Source organism: Paenibacillus canaveralius, from assembly GCF_047238265.1.
In the GTDB taxonomy this organism is placed as follows: domain Bacteria; phylum Bacillota; class Bacilli; order Paenibacillales; family NBRC-103111; genus Paenibacillus_F.
Map to the genome: position 1 here is coordinate 1,198,443 of NZ_JBDFMM010000001.1, position 15,275 is coordinate 1,213,717.

16 protein-coding genes are annotated in these 15,275 nt (G+C 54.5%); 13 read left to right on the forward strand and 3 right to left on the reverse strand.

The features are described 5' to 3' along the window. The first annotated feature begins 60 nt into the window (after positions 1–60). Positions 61–1,551 carry a PAS domain S-box protein gene (locus ABC395_RS05435; RefSeq protein WP_413001334.1) on the forward strand — a complete coding sequence of 497 codons (1,491 nt, stop codon included), beginning with the start codon at positions 61–63 and terminating at the stop codon, positions 1,549–1,551. Further along, positions 1,548–3,446 carry a putative bifunctional diguanylate cyclase/phosphodiesterase gene (locus tag ABC395_RS05440; RefSeq protein WP_413001335.1) on the forward strand — a complete coding sequence of 633 codons (1,899 nt, stop codon included), beginning with the start codon at positions 1,548–1,550 and terminating at the stop codon, positions 3,444–3,446. The genes ABC395_RS05435 and ABC395_RS05440 overlap by 4 nt, the downstream gene beginning before the upstream one ends. Before the next feature lie 399 nt (positions 3,447–3,845). Here the strand turns inward: ABC395_RS05440 and ABC395_RS05445 are convergent, their stop codons facing one another. Beyond that, the gene (locus ABC395_RS05445; RefSeq protein ID WP_413001337.1) at positions 3,846–4,379 is read right to left on the reverse strand and encodes a hypothetical protein; all 534 of its coding nucleotides are present in this window, start codon (positions 4,377–4,379) and stop codon (positions 3,846–3,848) included. Positions 4,380–4,517: 138 nt separating this feature from the next. Between ABC395_RS05445 and ABC395_RS05450 the strand changes: the two genes are divergently transcribed. From ABC395_RS05450 to ABC395_RS05465, 4 genes are all read left to right on the forward strand, one after another. Next, the gene (locus tag ABC395_RS05450) at positions 4,518–4,820 is read left to right on the forward strand and encodes a YunC family protein (RefSeq protein ID WP_413001339.1); all 303 of its coding nucleotides are present in this window, start codon (positions 4,518–4,520) and stop codon (positions 4,818–4,820) included. Between the two features lie 376 nt (positions 4,821–5,196). Then, positions 5,197–6,498, forward strand: a complete 1,302-nt coding sequence (locus ABC395_RS05455; RefSeq protein WP_413006685.1) for a transcriptional regulator — start codon at positions 5,197–5,199, stop codon at positions 6,496–6,498. A 336-nt stretch (positions 6,499–6,834) separates the two neighbouring features. Next, the gene (locus ABC395_RS05460; protein ID WP_413001341.1) at positions 6,835–7,059 is read left to right on the forward strand and encodes a Spo0E family sporulation regulatory protein-aspartic acid phosphatase; all 225 of its coding nucleotides are present in this window, start codon (positions 6,835–6,837) and stop codon (positions 7,057–7,059) included. 12 nt (positions 7,060–7,071) lie between these two features. Then, positions 7,072–7,251, forward strand: coding sequence for a hypothetical protein (locus ABC395_RS05465; protein WP_413001343.1), 180 nt, complete (start codon positions 7,072–7,074; stop codon positions 7,249–7,251). A 197-nt stretch (positions 7,252–7,448) separates the two neighbouring features. On the opposite strand, the gene ABC395_RS05470 is transcribed toward ABC395_RS05465, so the two are convergent. Then, positions 7,449–9,119 (reverse strand): fibronectin type III domain-containing protein, encoded by a 1,671-nt coding sequence (locus ABC395_RS05470; RefSeq protein WP_413001345.1) that lies wholly within the window; start codon positions 9,117–9,119, stop codon positions 7,449–7,451. Between the two features lie 337 nt (positions 9,120–9,456). Between ABC395_RS05470 and ABC395_RS05475 the strand changes: the two genes are divergently transcribed. Continuing rightward, the gene (locus ABC395_RS05475) at positions 9,457–9,687 is read left to right on the forward strand and encodes a hypothetical protein (RefSeq protein WP_413001346.1); all 231 of its coding nucleotides are present in this window, start codon (positions 9,457–9,459) and stop codon (positions 9,685–9,687) included. 151 nt (positions 9,688–9,838) lie between these two features. Here ABC395_RS05475 and ABC395_RS05480 read toward each other — a convergent pair whose 3' ends face one another. Continuing rightward, positions 9,839–10,816: an aldo/keto reductase gene (locus ABC395_RS05480; protein WP_413001348.1), complete on the reverse strand. Its 978-nt coding sequence runs from the start codon at positions 10,814–10,816 to the stop codon at positions 9,839–9,841. Positions 10,817–11,062: 246 nt separating this feature from the next. Between ABC395_RS05480 and ABC395_RS05485 the strand changes: the two genes are divergently transcribed. The 6 genes from ABC395_RS05485 to ABC395_RS05510 all read left to right on the forward strand — a co-directional run bounded on the left by ABC395_RS05485 (position 11,063) and on the right by ABC395_RS05510 (position 15,239). Beyond that, positions 11,063–11,551, forward strand: a complete 489-nt coding sequence (locus ABC395_RS05485; protein ID WP_413001350.1) for a DinB family protein — start codon at positions 11,063–11,065, stop codon at positions 11,549–11,551. 299 nt (positions 11,552–11,850) lie between these two features. Further along, complete coding sequence (locus ABC395_RS05490; protein WP_413001352.1) at positions 11,851–12,156, forward strand: hypothetical protein; 306 nt, start codon at positions 11,851–11,853, stop codon at positions 12,154–12,156. Between the two features lie 417 nt (positions 12,157–12,573). Continuing rightward, the gene (locus ABC395_RS05495; protein ID WP_413001354.1) at positions 12,574–12,891 is read left to right on the forward strand and encodes a hypothetical protein; all 318 of its coding nucleotides are present in this window, start codon (positions 12,574–12,576) and stop codon (positions 12,889–12,891) included. A gap of 6 nt (positions 12,892–12,897) precedes the next feature. After that, positions 12,898–13,434, forward strand: coding sequence for a GNAT family N-acetyltransferase (locus ABC395_RS05500; protein ID WP_413001356.1), 537 nt, complete (start codon positions 12,898–12,900; stop codon positions 13,432–13,434). 75 nt (positions 13,435–13,509) lie between these two features. Further along, on the forward strand, positions 13,510–14,307 hold the full coding sequence (locus tag ABC395_RS05505) for an inositol monophosphatase family protein (protein ID WP_413001357.1): 798 nt from the start codon (positions 13,510–13,512) through the stop codon (positions 14,305–14,307). 74 nt (positions 14,308–14,381) lie between these two features. Then, positions 14,382–15,239 carry an SDR family oxidoreductase gene (locus tag ABC395_RS05510; protein WP_413001359.1) on the forward strand — a complete coding sequence of 286 codons (858 nt, stop codon included), beginning with the start codon at positions 14,382–14,384 and terminating at the stop codon, positions 15,237–15,239. Positions 15,240–15,275: the final 36 nt, after the last annotated feature.

Here is a 15,275-nt window from a genome sequence, read left to right on the forward strand (position 1 = left end):
CAGGAGCATTTTCCCGTCCCGGTCAGCAACCCAAATCCTTTTGGTTGAAAGGAACACCGGATGTATAAGTCATTCAGTCCAGATGAGGATAATGAATCGGGCTTTATCGCACCTGCTATGATTCCCGTGTTTGCTTACGCGTTCAAAGAGGCCCTGGTCGGGATGGCGGTGGTGAATCAGCAGGGAGATATTCTCGAAGTGAACGAAGTGCTCAGCCGGATGCTGGGCTATACGCGCCGGGAGCTACTCGGGATGAACAAGGACGATATCGTATACGCGGCGGTCGGCACGGAAGACTGGGTAAGCCGGTGGAGGGAGCTGGCCGCAGCCAAAAGACTGCAGATGGAGAAGCGGTTCCGGCACAAAGACGGGCACTGGGTCTGGGCGATGCTGAACGTGTCTCTTCTTCCCGATACGGACGGTTCCTTCGTCTATTATGTGCAGCTGCAGGATTTGACGGGCCGGAAGGCTATGGAGGAAAAGCTGGAGCGGAGCCGCCAGGAGCTTGGGCCGCTTTTCGAGTATAATCCCGACATCGTCTGCATTCTGGATATGAAGGGACATATTGTCAACATTAATTCCACGCTGAGGCAGGTTACGGGATACGAGACGGGCGAACTGGCGGGGCATTCCTGCGAGAGGTTTATTTTTCCGGGAGATCTGGACACGGCGGCCGAGCTATTCAAAGCGGCCAGAAGCGGCAGTTCACGGACAGGCGAATTCAACGTCTCGCGCAAGGACGGAAGCTGGATTACCGTGGAGGTCAATACGCTTCCGATTCAGGTAGGCAGCCGCGTCGAAGGAATTTACGCGATCGCCAAGGACGTCACGAGGCGCAGGGAAACGGAAGAACGGCTGAGAACGTCCGAGAAGCTGTCCGCCGTAGGCCAGCTTGCCGCCGGTGTCGCCCATGAAATCCGGAATCCGCTGACGGCTCTGAAAGGGTTTACCCAGTTTCTGCAGTCCGGAGCGGAGGGGAAGCAGGAATACTACGAGATCATGATGTCCGAGCTGAACCGGATCGATCTCATCCTTTCGGAACTGCTCCTGCTCGCCAAGCCGAAAGCGTCCGAATTCGCCTGGTTGAACCCGGAGCTTGTGATCCGGCATGTACTGGCGCTCCTTGAAGCGCAGGCCATTCTCAAGAACGTCGAATTCGTGACTGAGGTGGACGGCGGCCTGTCAAGCATGATGGGTGCCGAGAATCAGCTGAAGCAGTTGTTCGTGAATTTATTGAAAAACGCGATCGAGGCCATGCCGGACGGAGGACTTATCACGATCCGGCTCCAGGAGCAGGCGGAGGAGATGATTTGTTTCGTCATTGCGGATCAGGGAAGCGGGATACCGCAGGATCTCATCGACCAAATCGGAGTGCCCTTCTATACGACCAAAGATCAGGGCAGCGGGCTGGGCATGATGGTCAGCCGCAAAATAGTGGAGGAGCACAAAGGTACCCTTCAGATTGAAAGCGTAACGGGGGAAGGGACGACAGTGTACGTTCGGCTGCCCATAAACAGAGAAAGCAGCGAAATGGAGGAAAAGCGGAAATGATACCGGTTCTCTTAGGCGGGTATGCGGCAGTTATCGTGATCGGAAGTGTGCTGCTGAGAGCCTACGCAGTCTGGATCTGCCTGGGGGCTTCTGCCATACTGGCGGGGGCGCTGTACGCCGTTAACAAGCGCGGCAACCCCGCTTCTTTCCGGCAGGAAGGACTTACGGCATCGGACAACAAGCCGCCGGTGGTTCCGACGGTTGCGGATGAATCCTCCCGATTGCTGGACACTTTATTCGATTACAGCCCGAACGCGATAAGCGTAACGGATGAGCAAGGCAAATTAACCCGGGTAAGCCGGACCATGGAGAGGCTTCTCGGGGCGACGAACGAGCAACTGGTCGGGCATTCTTTCGGAGCCTACGTGTCCGACGAGCACCAAGGTACGCTCAGGCAGCGCTACGGAGATTTACGGACAGGCGCGCCGCAGCTGTTCGATATCCCGGTGCTTCACCGGAGCGGCTACCGGATCGACTTGTCCGCTACGGGCGTTCCGCTCGAGACGCAGGGGGCAAGCAGACGGTTCCTGTTCATGTTCCAGGACATTACGGAGCGGCGGAGAGCCGACGAGCAGTTCCGGCATATGGCCTATTATGACGATATGACGGGCTTGCCGAACCGGCGGCTGTACAAAGAACAGCTTACCGAGGCGCTGCATCTGGCGGAGAGCCATCATCAGCGGGTCGCGGTCATGTATGTCGACATCGACGGCTTTAAGCTGTTCAACGACTGTTTCGGCTACGACTACGGCGATATGCTGCTGCTTCAGGTGGCGGAGCGGTTCACCCGCTGCGTCTCGGATAACGACTTTATCGCCCGGACGGAAGGCGATGAATTCGCCTTCTTCTACACGGGCATTCAAGGGCGCGAGCAGGCTCTGCAGCTCGGCGCCCGTCTGCTGACCGTGCTTGAGGAGCCTTTCATGCTGGAGCAGTATGAGCTGCATGTCACGGCAAGCATCGGCATATCGCTGCTGTCGCGCGAGCGCGAGGATGCGGATACGCTGATGAAGCATGCGAATATGGCCGTGACCCGGGCCAAGGAGAACGGAAAAAGCGATATCCAGATCTTCAACTCCGAAATGAGATCCGTCTCGCTCCAAAAGCTTCAATTGGAAAACGACTTGAGGCGTGCCATTACAAACAACGAATTCGTGCTGCACTATCAGCCTCAGGTCGAAATCGAAAGCGGTCAGATCATCGGGATGGAGGCCCTTATCCGCTGGAACCATCCCCAGAAAGGTTTTATTCCGCCGGGGGAATTTATCCCGTTTGCGGAGCAGTCGGGACTTATCGTGCCCATCTCGGAGTGGGTGCTGCACGAAGCGTGCCAGCAGAACCAGGCCTGGCAGGATGCCGGCCTTCCGAAAGTCCCGGTATCCGTCAACTTGTCCTCCCGGCAGTTTCTCCAGCACAACCTGAAGACGAAGGTCGACCAGGTGCTGCAGCATACGGGGCTGGCGCCCCACTTTCTGGAGCTGGAGATTACGGAAAGCATGACCATGGACGTGGAGCATGCCATCGCTTCGCTTCTGGAGCTGAAGCAGCTCGGCGTCCAGGTGAGCATCGACGATTTCGGCACGGGCTACAGTTCCCTGTCGTATCTGAAAAGATTTCCGGTCGACCGGTTGAAGATCGACCGTTCTTTTGTCCGGGACATCATGGAGGATCCGAGCGACGCCGCCATCGTCGCCACGATTATTTCCATGACGCGGCATCTGAACTTGAAAGTGATTGCCGAGGGCGTGGAGACGGAGGAGCAGCTTTCCTTCCTGCACCGCAATCAGTGCCATGAGGTTCAGGGCTACTGGTTCAGCCCGCCGCTTACGCCGGACAAGATGGGCTCCATGCTGCGCCGGATCACCTGCAGCGCAGGGAGACTCAAGGAGGCGTAGGCCGGCTGAAACGGTGCGGAGCAGCCGATGAGGCGGCGGACATGGAGAAGCAGCCATGAAAGTTAAAGCGGTAAAGCTTTCGTAAGCATAGTAAGGAAACGGTGAGATTGGCCGCAGCAGCTCCGGGAATCGAGAGTGAAACGGGGCGGGCCTATCATCAGAAAGACGGCTGAGCAGCCGGTCAGTCGGTCAGACAAATGGACCCGGGAAAGTCTTGAAAAGGTTCCGGAACATTCCCGGACCCGGTTGTCTGCCAACCCTACAACCCCGCGATCGAAAGAAACCGCATGCGGGACAGCGGCTCACGGCGCCCGATAGGGGCACCCGTTTTACGCGGGGCTGTCCCGCCGCCGCCTGCAGAAAGAAGAAAAGCCCGAGCGCGTAAGCGCCGGGCCTTTTTTAGTGTAAAGACATATTGTCGATCTCGTTGAGCTTAAACAGGTAAACCTTCTTCTCATCCACATGGTAGACGGTGACATTGCCCGATTCCTCGTCGAAATTCAGAACCCGGCAGGGAAGGCTGAGACGGATGCCGGCCCCTTTAACGATGGAAAGCCGGATCAGGGTATTGTCCTTGATCATCTTCCGGAGCTGATCCTGAACCTGAGGCCGGTGCTGAGTGGAAGCGGATGCATCGGAAGGCGCGGACGAGCCGCTTTTGGATGCGGAAGACGCCTGTTTCCCGGATACCGCCGCAGCCCCCGATGCGGATGCCCCTGCGGACGGTGGGGAAGATGAAGCGATCGGAGCGGTGTTTAACTCAATCAGCTTGCCGAGCTCAATCCCCTGCTCGATCGAAAAATCTTTGAAATTCGCGTCATTCAAGACCTGCAGCAGCTTTTGAAGCGCAAGCCCATTCGTCTCTTCTTCCATCAAAATTTTAACGGTAAACAAATGGCCTTGTTTGGATGTTTGGTTCTTGTTAGTAGTCATAAGACCTCCGTCTCGCTGAATCTGGTCCTCTTACTATAGCATGAAATGGGTCTTTAGATACACACCGTTTTTCCGGCACCAAAACTTCTTTCCGGGCATATACTGCCTATGATTTTGAAGCGAGGAGATGTGTCGATCATGATGAAAGTGGAACCCGTTGAACTGGACGGAAATACGGCCATTGCAATAGAAGTAAAGCTGCCCAAAACGACGCTGCTCGTAGTGACGACGGACAAAGGCTATATCATGTGCGGAGCACTTGATGTCGCCCTGCTGAACGAACGGCTGAGCGACCGGCAGATTATCGCCGCCCGTGCGACAGGTGTGAAAACAATCGGCGAGCTGCTCGAAGCACCGCTGGAATCCGTTACGCATACGGCCGAGGAAATGGGGATCTACGCGGGCATGACCGGCCGTGACGCCATACTTAAAATGATGTAGGAAACCGGAAAGTCTCCGGGTGCGGGTACTGCCGCTGCGCAAGTGCCCGCATCTTTTTTTGCGCGTAAAAATAGGTCTATGAAACGGCGTTCATGTAATTGTCCCCACACAAGATTTGAGGTATAATTCCCATGTAATGGAAAAAATGAACAGTTTGTAAATGCACACCAGGCCTGCGAACCGGTTGCCTGTTTGCAGCGGACATCTCTCATGTGAGTTCTTCTACTGTTTTATTGACCTGTGTCTTAATTTTAATAGCTTGGAGTCGTGAATTGGACAAGTACGGAATTTGTGGTTTTCAGGAAGCGGTGATGGTTTGGGGACAAAAACAATGTCAATTCGCAGTCAATTGAAGAGCTATCTGGATCGCCGGCAGATGACCATTAACCAGTTTGCGGAAATATCCGGCATCAACTCCGGTACGTTAAGCATTATTCTGCACGGGAACCGTCCGATCGCCATGCAGCAGCTGGACCGGATGACGGCCGGAATGGGGCTTGACGAAGGCCATTTCTATGACTTATACATTGAAGAATGTTTTTTTCACTCCAATCCGGATTGGCGCCGATTGGGGCCGCTTATCCACCGCTGTGCGGAGCTGGGCAAACTCGACTGCCTTCTGCGGGTCGTACGGCTGATGCTGGAAAACCTCTCTTATCTTCCTTTGTTATTCGAGACAGCCGAGCAATTTCATGCGGAAGGCAGGAGAGAGGCGGCCGTGCTTTTGTACGAGTGTATCGCCGAGAGCGAGAAATACCAGCATTCCGAAAGACTGGCGCTTTGCCAGTACCGGTTGTTTACGCTTGCGCTCGGAGACGATTTGCGGGCTAATTTACGGGCGGCCACCTTGTTTGAAAGCTATGTGGCCCGGCTGGATGTGGCGGACCAGCTGGATGCGCTTAATCAATTGGCCTATGTATTCGGTACGCTTTACGAATGGGAGAAGGTCGATGAGCTGGCTAAAGAAATGCACCGGATTGCCGCCATTCAGTATCGGCTGGAACTGTCCTCGGAGCGCGGCGGGGAGCACATGAAACGGCCTCAACGCCCGCTTTGCTATTACATTCTGCAGGCCCTCTTGATCCGTTCCGTGGTATGCGAGGAGCGGGGCCGGTTCGATCAAGCGCTGCATTACGTTTCGTTGTACGCGGCACCGGACTGGGTCCGGAATCAATCGGATGAGGAAAAACGCATTGTCGAGCAGTTCAGGGGATGGGCGGTGGCGAACACCTACTTGTATCGAATCATGTCGGGAGATCTCAAGGTTCTGCCCGAATACATAAACTGCATCGCGTCCCGCAAGGACGATATTTTCACGGCACTGTGTAAAATCGTACAAACCGCCAATCGTTACGGGTATGATATCGACGGCATTCTGCAGCGTTTTTCTTCTCATCTTCCTTATCAAACCTATCAATCCGAATTTGGCGAATATAACAAACCCGTTATGAAAGAGCGGTACGCCCGGTTTTTGAGCGATTTGGCGGCCTATCACTTGACTAGAAATCGTAGAGAAGGGATAAAGTTTGTACTGCACGGATTGGAATTTTCTGTTAGAATAAATAGTGAGAGAAATATTATTCAATCTATGGCGCTTTTTGAAAGATTTAGGCATCTGGCAATTGTCGAAGAAAAGAACGAATTCAAACATTTAGTGAATGAGGTGCGATTAGGATGAAAAGAAAACTATCGGTTTTGCTCGTGCTGTCTAGTGTGGCAATCGCTGTTCTGGCTCCAAGTACGGGATTTTCAGCTCAACCGCAGACGCAAGTACATAAGATCGTACAATTGGGGCATGGCTGGGGGAACTAACCCGGCAAATGAAAAGAATAGCGGCAGTAAGGACATTCCCGGATTTCCGGGAGTGTCCTTTTTTATGGCAGAAGGGACTTACAAAGAAAAGAAAGAGTAATGTCATTCGGAAGAAATCCTATAATTTAACAGAAGGATGTAAAATATGACAAGAAGAGTGTTGAAGTCAGTTTTTACATATGACCAATAGGAGAGTATGAAGATGGATACCATTCATCAACATATTGAGGAAATCCGCAGAGAAATGATGCGGCTGGCCGGGGAACACGGATTCTCCGACTCCAGGGTATTACGCAAATCACAGGAATTAGACCGGGTGTTGAATAACTATCAGCGGGAGAAACACCAAACCAAAGAGCAAAGTTATCCGGGTAGGATTCGTCTGAAACTCTCTTCTGTAACGAGCTCCGCCGAATTTATGAATTAGGAGAATATCCGTATGCCGGCTTCGATCATTGACTTGCTGCATTCCGATCAGCTCATCATTGTGGTGTTTTTGATGTGGGTACTCATAAGCGCCATGTTTATGGTTTTTCATCTCGACGGTAAAAAAAGCAAACGTAAACGTGATGATGCGGACCGGAAGCAAGAAGAGCCGCCTGAACATAAGCATCTTTGAAAACAGCCGGGCGGCTTTTCTAAAAGCATACCGATTCCGGAATACCTGCGGATAAATAGGCCGCTCTCTCTTTGCGCTCCGATTTTCTCCGGGCGTTTATTTGTGTTGGACGCCAAAAAAAGCGAAAAGCGGTTACCCTGCGCGAAAAGACGCAGAAGTAACCGCTGCCTGCAAAGTGCCGTTAGGCCGTTTCCGTGTTACGGAGTCAGCTTCGGCAGGGTAGGAATCGTCTGGTTGCAGTCGCCCGCCAGAGGCAGGTTGCGGCAAACATACTGGCCTGCGCTGTTCTCGGTGGCGCCGTCCGAAGGGGCCGGCTGATGAACGCGCTGCTTCCACAGCTGCCAGAGCATGAAGCCGTCGGTCGATTTGCCTTTGTTCTTGACGTATTTGACGAGCGTCTCCACATTGTAGTAAGCGGAAGCGACGTTGTTCTGGCCGTTCAGCATCTCGGCGTCATAAACGGTTCCCGGCGCCGCATTCAGCTTCAATACGGCCCCGCCGGAGCCTTCGGGAGCAATCTGCAGGCCCATATTAATCGTTCCGCCGTAGATGGCGCGGTACGATTCGTAGCCTTCGCGCGGATCGTAATAAACGCCGCCGTCGTAGGACATGAGGTTGATCATGTCGATTTTGCTTCCGTGATCTTTCACGATGCGGTACATCGTGCCGCCGAACGGCGAGCCGTACTGCACTTTGCCTTCCTCGAAAGGCGTGCCTTTCACGTAGTAGGCTCCCGTGGACCAGCCGGCGATGGAGATTTTCAGCTTCGCGCCCCGCGCCTTGATTTCGTTGTACAGGCTGTTGATGATGCCGGCGATTTCGGCGTCTTTGGAGCAGCTGAACGATGCATCCGCGGCTTTGTTGCAGTTGCTGCCGCTCGACTCCCAGTCGATATCGACGCCGGAAGCGCCGAGATCCAGCGCAAGGTCGACGACATGCGGCGCGTTGAAGTTCGCCCACTGGCTGCCTTGGCTGTAAGACCACCCGCCGACGGAGAGCCACGTATCCGTTCCTCGCGCGTCGAGTGCGGCGATATTGCTGCGCAGATCCTGGGCTTGCTGCGGCGTAAACTTCAGCTGGCCGCGGCCCGTAGTGGCGCCCTCCACGAATTCAAAGCCCGCAACTTCCTGGTCGAAGGCATAGGACCCTTTCACATACTTCGTGTCGGGTCTGGCGAAAGACAGGTTGATATCCGTGATGTAATTCGGGATGTTTTCCAGCTTCAAATCGTAGACGCTGGTGTTCCAGGTACTGGCATAGGCGACGTACCTGCGGTCCGGGGAAGGCGTCGTTCCTCCTGCCGGCGTCGTCACGCTTACCGGAGCGCTTGCGGCCGAAACGTTGCCGGCCGCGTCCTTCGCCTTCACGGTGAAGCTGTAGGCCGTCGAGGCGGTCAGGCCGGTGACGAGAGCCGTCGTTCCCGTCACGCTGGCGGCAAGAGCCGTCCCCTGATACACGTCGTAGCCCGCCACGCCGACATTGTCCGTCGAAGCCGTCCATGACAGGGAGACGCTTGTGCTCGTGGAGGCGCTTGCCTTCAGCCCCGAAGGAACGGAAGGCGCCTGCGTGTCCGTCGTTCCGCCGCCGGAGCTGCAGTCGCTTACATACTTCCAGGCGCCCCAACTGTTCGCCGCGTTGGGCTGCTCTCCCTGCGTCCACCATTTGGCTTCGAACGTTTTGCCCGAATAGGACACTCTTTTGCCGGCCGTGTAGGCGGTCGTAGAGCTCCAGGCGGGATCCTGGCATACCGCCGCCGTACCGGCCGCGCTGGCTTGACTGGAAGCCAGAACAGGCACGGCACCGAGGCCAAGCGTGAAGGCGAGGGCGAGGTGAATCATTTTTTTGCGGGGAATTGTGTAAGAAGTCATCAATCGGTACGCTCCTTTTTAATTAAAATACGTGCGGGATGCAGCAGATAAGCGGGCTGGTTAGGCCTCCTTTCCAAACGGACGAGAGTTTTGAAACATCGTGTGCAGACGATACCCCTCCTCAAATGTAAACGGTTGCAATGCGTAATTTTATTATCCCATGGAGGCCTGGCCCGATTAAGGATAAAAACCTATTATGGAGGGGGGAATTTCGACAAATTCTTTTTAGCGGTAAAATATTCCCAAGGCGGTGGGGCGTAAAGTCGCCGGTTACTTGTTAATGCGGTGAAAACAGGGGAGGATTGCGCCGCAATCCGGAGAGAGAGGAGCGGATAATATGAGCGGCGGTAAGTGGTTATACCGGGCGGTGGAGCTTCTCTTTATGGCGGGTGTGATCTATTTGGTAAGAGTATATATCAGCGTTTATCTGGTGCGGTCCGTGGGCCTTTCGGATTGGCAGGCTGCGCAGGTTGTGTGGATTATTCTGATCGTATGTGTACTCGTGTGCGCGGCGATCGGCATTCTTCAGGGATTGCAGACTTATCTCAAGAAAAGGGGCAAGTTCTAGCCGATAAGCCTTCAGGGGTAACGTTGATCAAAGGTGTTTTTCGTTTTGTTTTGTTTTGTTTTGTTTGACCTGGAACCTGCGCTGCCGGCCCCTTTTTTGGCATAAAAAAAACCCCGGTCTGCCTCGGCAGCCCCGGAGGTTATTGAAGCGCTTAAGGAAGAAAGCTTCCTCTTGCGCTGACGTAAAGCGAATACCATTCTTCGCGGGTCATGAGCTCCGCCTGGCGCTCCGCGTCCCGGCAGGCGGCGATGCGCTCCGCGTTGGCCGTGCCGATCACCGGCTGGATCATGGCCGGATGACGCATGAGCCACCCGAGTACGATGGCCTCGCGCGTGGTCTCTTTCTCATCCGCAAGCCTGCCGACGAGCTCCGCCGTCTTGCGGATGTGCTCCGGCTCCGAGTCTCCGAGGTTGCCGGAGAATTTACCCTGGGCCAGCGGGCCCCACGCCTGGATCTGGATGTCCTCCATCCGGCAGTATTCCAGCAGCCCCTCGGAGAAATTCACCGAAGTGCCGGCCTTCTGGTTCACATGAACCCCTTGGTCGAGCCAGTCGTGGCGAGCCAGACTCATTTCCAGCTGGTTGACGGCCAGTTGATCGGGCAGAGCGCGCTGGAGGAAGCGGATCTGGGCGGCGCTCATGTTGGACACCCCGAAGTAACGTACTTTCCCCGCGGCTTTTAGACGCCCGAACGCTTCCGCGACTTCTTCCGGTTCCATCAGCGGATCGGGTCTGTGCAGCAGAAGAACGTCGAGGTAGTCGGTGCCGAGACGGCGCAGAATCCCGTCGACGGCTTCTCCGATGTAGGCTTTGGAGAAGTCGTAACGCCCGGGAATGTCCCCTTCGGCGAAGCGGATGCCGCATTTGGATTGGATCACCATCTCCTCGCGCAGGCCCGGTTTGTTTCTGAGGATGCGGCCGAAGGTTTCTTCCGCCTTGCCCCTTGTGTAAATATCGGCGTGGTCGAACATGGTAATGCCGATGGAAAGAGCGGCTTCGACGGCTTTCTGCGCCTGGGCTTCGTCTTCTTTGGTGACCGGATCGGAGTTCCAGCCTCCGCCGAAAGGCATACAGCCCAGTACGAGACGGCTGGCGTTCAGGCCGCGTTTTTTTAACGGCAGTAGGTTCATCGTTATTCCTCCTGTTGTAGGCAATATGCGGCAGATGTATGTACGTTGTTCATTATACCGAATGCGGAGGAGAGTTCCAAAAAAGAACAGGGAACGTTCCGGAAATTAACCGGAGTTAACCGGAGGGGGCCTCTCCCTTCATGTTCCGCGCAGCTCTCCATCTTATGGGGCGCCGTCGTTGGTGAAGGAGGACCTCTTTGTATTATACTGTTAAAGAGATGAGTTCATTGAAGGAGGCTGACTAGTATGTTTGCAAGTCTGAATGAATTTCAACAGGAATGGAAGCATGAGGCTTCGCTGACCCGGAAAATTCTGAATACCTTAACGGACGAGTCGCTCGACCAGAGCGTCGCTCTGGACCACTTCTCCCTCGGAGAGCTTGGATGGCATCTGTCTCAAGCCATGTACGGCCTTTTTTCGGCGGCAGGCCTGAAGTTCGAGGGACCTGAGCGAAGCGCTGGGGTTCCCGAGTCCGCCAAAGAAATCGCCGATGTCTACGAGCAGACAAGCTCGAACCTGCTTCGGGCGGCGGGCGAACAGTGGACGGACGAAACGCTGAAGCAAAGCATTACCGTGTTCGGCCGGGAAACCACGATTCATGGCATCATGCGCTTCGTTATTCAGCACCAGGCACATCACCGTGGACAAATGACGGTTCTAATGCGCCAAGCGGGCTTGATCGTTCCGGGCATTTACGGCCCGAGCAAGGAAGAACGCGAGCAGATCGGCAAGTAATCGGCTTGAGCAAGCCTGGAAGCCCGGAGCAAACTTGAAGAACTCCCCCGGAAGCCCCGTGCAAGTTCACAGCAAGCCTGAAGAAGGCCCGAAGAGGCCCGGAAGAGGCCGTGAACAGGATCTTACAAAGCTTTGCCGGGGGAGCCATAGTACATAGCTTGCATATGAGAACATCAAGTGAGTTTCGCTTGGTGTTTTCTTTTTTTACCGGGAACATAATGAATATCTTTGAAATGGGGACTGGAAGGTATGTTGATAAATATAAACCATCGGATAACATCTGATTAAGGAGCGAAATATTGACTTCTAAAAAGAGGACTTTCGGAGCGTTGTCAACGATAGTAAGTCTTGCGGGGGCATTGCTGCTTATTATGAGTTACTCGGTTTCAGCTAACCCTGCTCCCGGTGAAGTGATGCTAATAAAATCCTTGTTTTTTTCAGCACTGGGTTCTTTAGTTATCGGCATTCTTTTAGGTGTTATAGGAATTGTCACCGGTGAGAGAGGATTCTTGAAATTTACCGGGCTGTTAATCGTTTTTCTTATGGTGGCAGGATTCATAGCCGCATTTTTGAGTATGACTTTTATAGGATTCGGAGAACCGTAGTACTTAATTCCGGTCTAGCCAAGCCGTGCAAAACATAAACAAAAAGACACGTCCAGTAAGCTGCGGCCGTTTTCCGGTATTGTACCGGGAACGGTCGTCTGTTTTTCTTAAGTATGGAACACTTTTAAGTGATTGCAAACCGCAAGCGAGTGAGGGACAGGTGTAACGAGTGAGGGACGGATGTAAAATGAGACAGCGTGTGCATAACTTGCATGCGCTTTTTTGCGTATTTACGCCGATCGGGTCTTTATGCAGCCGTTCGTGCAGCTGTGAAATGGGAAGGAAAAGGCAAGGAATTTCTGTTGTTTACCTTCTTTTAACGGAACTTTTCTTTTCCAAAAAGCATTTTCAAATGAGACCAGGGATGCTACTCTAACAGAAGGATCAACTTACAAATGATGGGAGGCAAGGCTCGCCATGCCAAACGACAAGGGGACGAAATCCGCACGCGGCGGGAACCGGCAGCTTTCGTGGCGCTATTATGCCTTATTTCTGCTGCTTACCGCAGGGCTTGAAATTGCGGCTTTCCGCCTGGGGAGAATGCTCTTTACGGATGAGCTTACGGGTTACCTCGTCATGACGGCGCTGCTTGCTTTGAGCGTGCTGCTGGCGGTATTTACCTTCGTTTTCGGCCTGCTGACCTGCCTGCAGAACAGACAGCACCTGCTTATTGTGCCGTGCGCTCTTCTTACCGCCGGTTTATATTTGATTTTAATCAGATGGGAAGGAATGTGATCTGACATGATTCGCTTTGCGTATTTCGGAAAAGAGGATTATAACCAGCTTATCGAGTGGAGCGGAGACGAGGCTTTTCTGCTTCAATGGGCGGGACCCCAGTTTAAGTACCCTCTAACCGCCTTGCAGCTGGATGCTTATATGGAAGGGGCGAACGATCCCGAACGATCCGAACGGCTTATCTATAAAGTCATCGATTCAGAAAACGACCTGCCGGTAGGACATATTTCGATCGGAAATATCGACCGCCATAACCGCTCCGCAAGAATCGGCAAAGTGCTGGTGGGCCATACGGCCAGCAGGGGACGCGGGACAGGACAGGCAATGATCCGCGAGGCGCTCCGGATCGGGTTCGGGGAGCTCCGGCTTCATAAAATGACGCTAGGCGTTTTTGATTTTAACGAAGCGGCCATCCGCTGTTACGAGAAGGAAGGCTTCGTTAAAGAAGGGTTTATCCGGGACGCGAGAAGAATGGGAGACGCATACTGGAATTTAATCGAAATGGGTATTTTGGAGAACGAATGGCAGGAACGCGGCCGGTAAAACCATAGGAACGCAGGCACGGTAAAAAAAGCCTAGTCGGATAGGCGGACAGACAGAGCGGAGGGGGAGAAGACCGTGGAAGACATTCTGCGCGCAGCGAAGAAGGTGGCGATCCAAGCCGCTTTGCAAGCCGGACAAGAAGCGAAGAACCGGTTTGAGAATATCAACAGCATTCTGGAAAAGGACGACTTCGGCGATGTCGTAACGGAGGTGGATCACCTCGCGGAAGAAATTATTTTGACCCATATCGCGAAAAGTTTTCCTGATCACTGCGTGGACAGCGAGGAAATCGGGCACAACGGAAGGCAGAGCGACTGGATGTGGATCGTGGACCCGCTTGACGGGACGAACAATTACGCGATCGGTCTTCCGCTCTTCGCTACGTCCATCACGCTCATGCATCAAAGCAGACCCGTACTGGGCGTCATTTACGAACCGATGGTGGACAGGCTGTTCCTCAGCGCGGCGGACAGAGGGGCCTTCTGCAACAATATCCGCATTCAGGCCAAACCGTGCCCGTCCATTCAGCGCGGCACGATCGGCTGGATACAGGGGCACAAGGTCCAGAACGAGGCGCGCGCCGTTAAGCTCCGCCACCATTTGGATGTCCGCTTCAAGCGGATGATGAGGGTATGGGCCCCGACTCTCCAGTGGTGCATGCTCGCCAAGGGAGACTTGGACGGCATCGTCCTGTACAATTCCGAGGGAACCGATCTGTATTCAGGCATTCTGATGGTGCAGGAGGCGGGCGGACTTGTCATGGATTTTGAGGGCAGGCCTTTCGGCGGAATGAGCTCTGAGCCTTATCTCATCGCCTGCCATCCGGCGCATAAGGAGCATTTTTTGACAACGGTGGCCGAAGGTCTGGTCTGACCGGTTAAGCATCCGGTATCGGCCATCGGGCTGCACACGATTTTCCCCAAAATCCAAACGAAGGCGGGCTGCAGATGAAGCAAAAAATCATGATGGTCACCGGAGCCAATTCCGGCATGGGCCTTGCCACGACGGTCGCCTTGGCCCGGCAGGGAGCGAAAGTCATTATGGTCTGCCGCAGCGAAGAACGGGGGCGCAGCGCTCTCCGGGAAGCGATGGAGGCCAGCGGTTCTGCTGACATCGAGCTCATGCAGTGCGACCTCGGTTCGCTCCGGAGCATCCGGAATTTTGCCGCGGATTTCAAGAGCCGCTACGATCATTTGGACGTGCTGATCAATAATGCGGGCGTCGTATCGCTCAAGAGAGAGACCACTTCCGACGGATTCGAAGTCATGATGGGCGTCAACCATCTGGGCCATTTTCTGCTGACGAACCTGCTCCTGGGCCCTCTGAAGCGGGCGGAGCAGGGCCGGATCGTCGTCGTCTCCTCCGGCGCGCACAAAATCGGCAAGATCCGCTGGGAAGACCCGTATCTGACGAAGGGGTATACGGTGTGGACGGGGTATGCGCAGTCCAAGCTGGCGAACATTTTGTTCACCAGGGAGCTCGCCGCCCGGCTCAAGGGAACCTCCGTCACGGTGAACGCCCTGCATCCCGGAGCCGTCGGCACCCAGATCGGCGTGGACCGGAACACGGGCTTCGGCAAATCGGTGCTCGCTATGCTGCGGCCTTTTTTCCTAACGCCCGCACAGGGGGCGGAAACGGCGGTTTACCTGGCTACGAGCGATAACGTGGAGTGTGCAACCGGCGAATATTTTTACAGGAAGAAGATCGCTCCGGTATCCGCACGGGCCAAAGACAAGGAGCTCGCCGCGAAGTTCTGGGACTGGAGCGAGAGAGAGACGGGGCTGCATCCTGAAGAAACGGAGTGACGCGGGCGGGCGCGTGGTAACGCCGGTAGAGCAAAC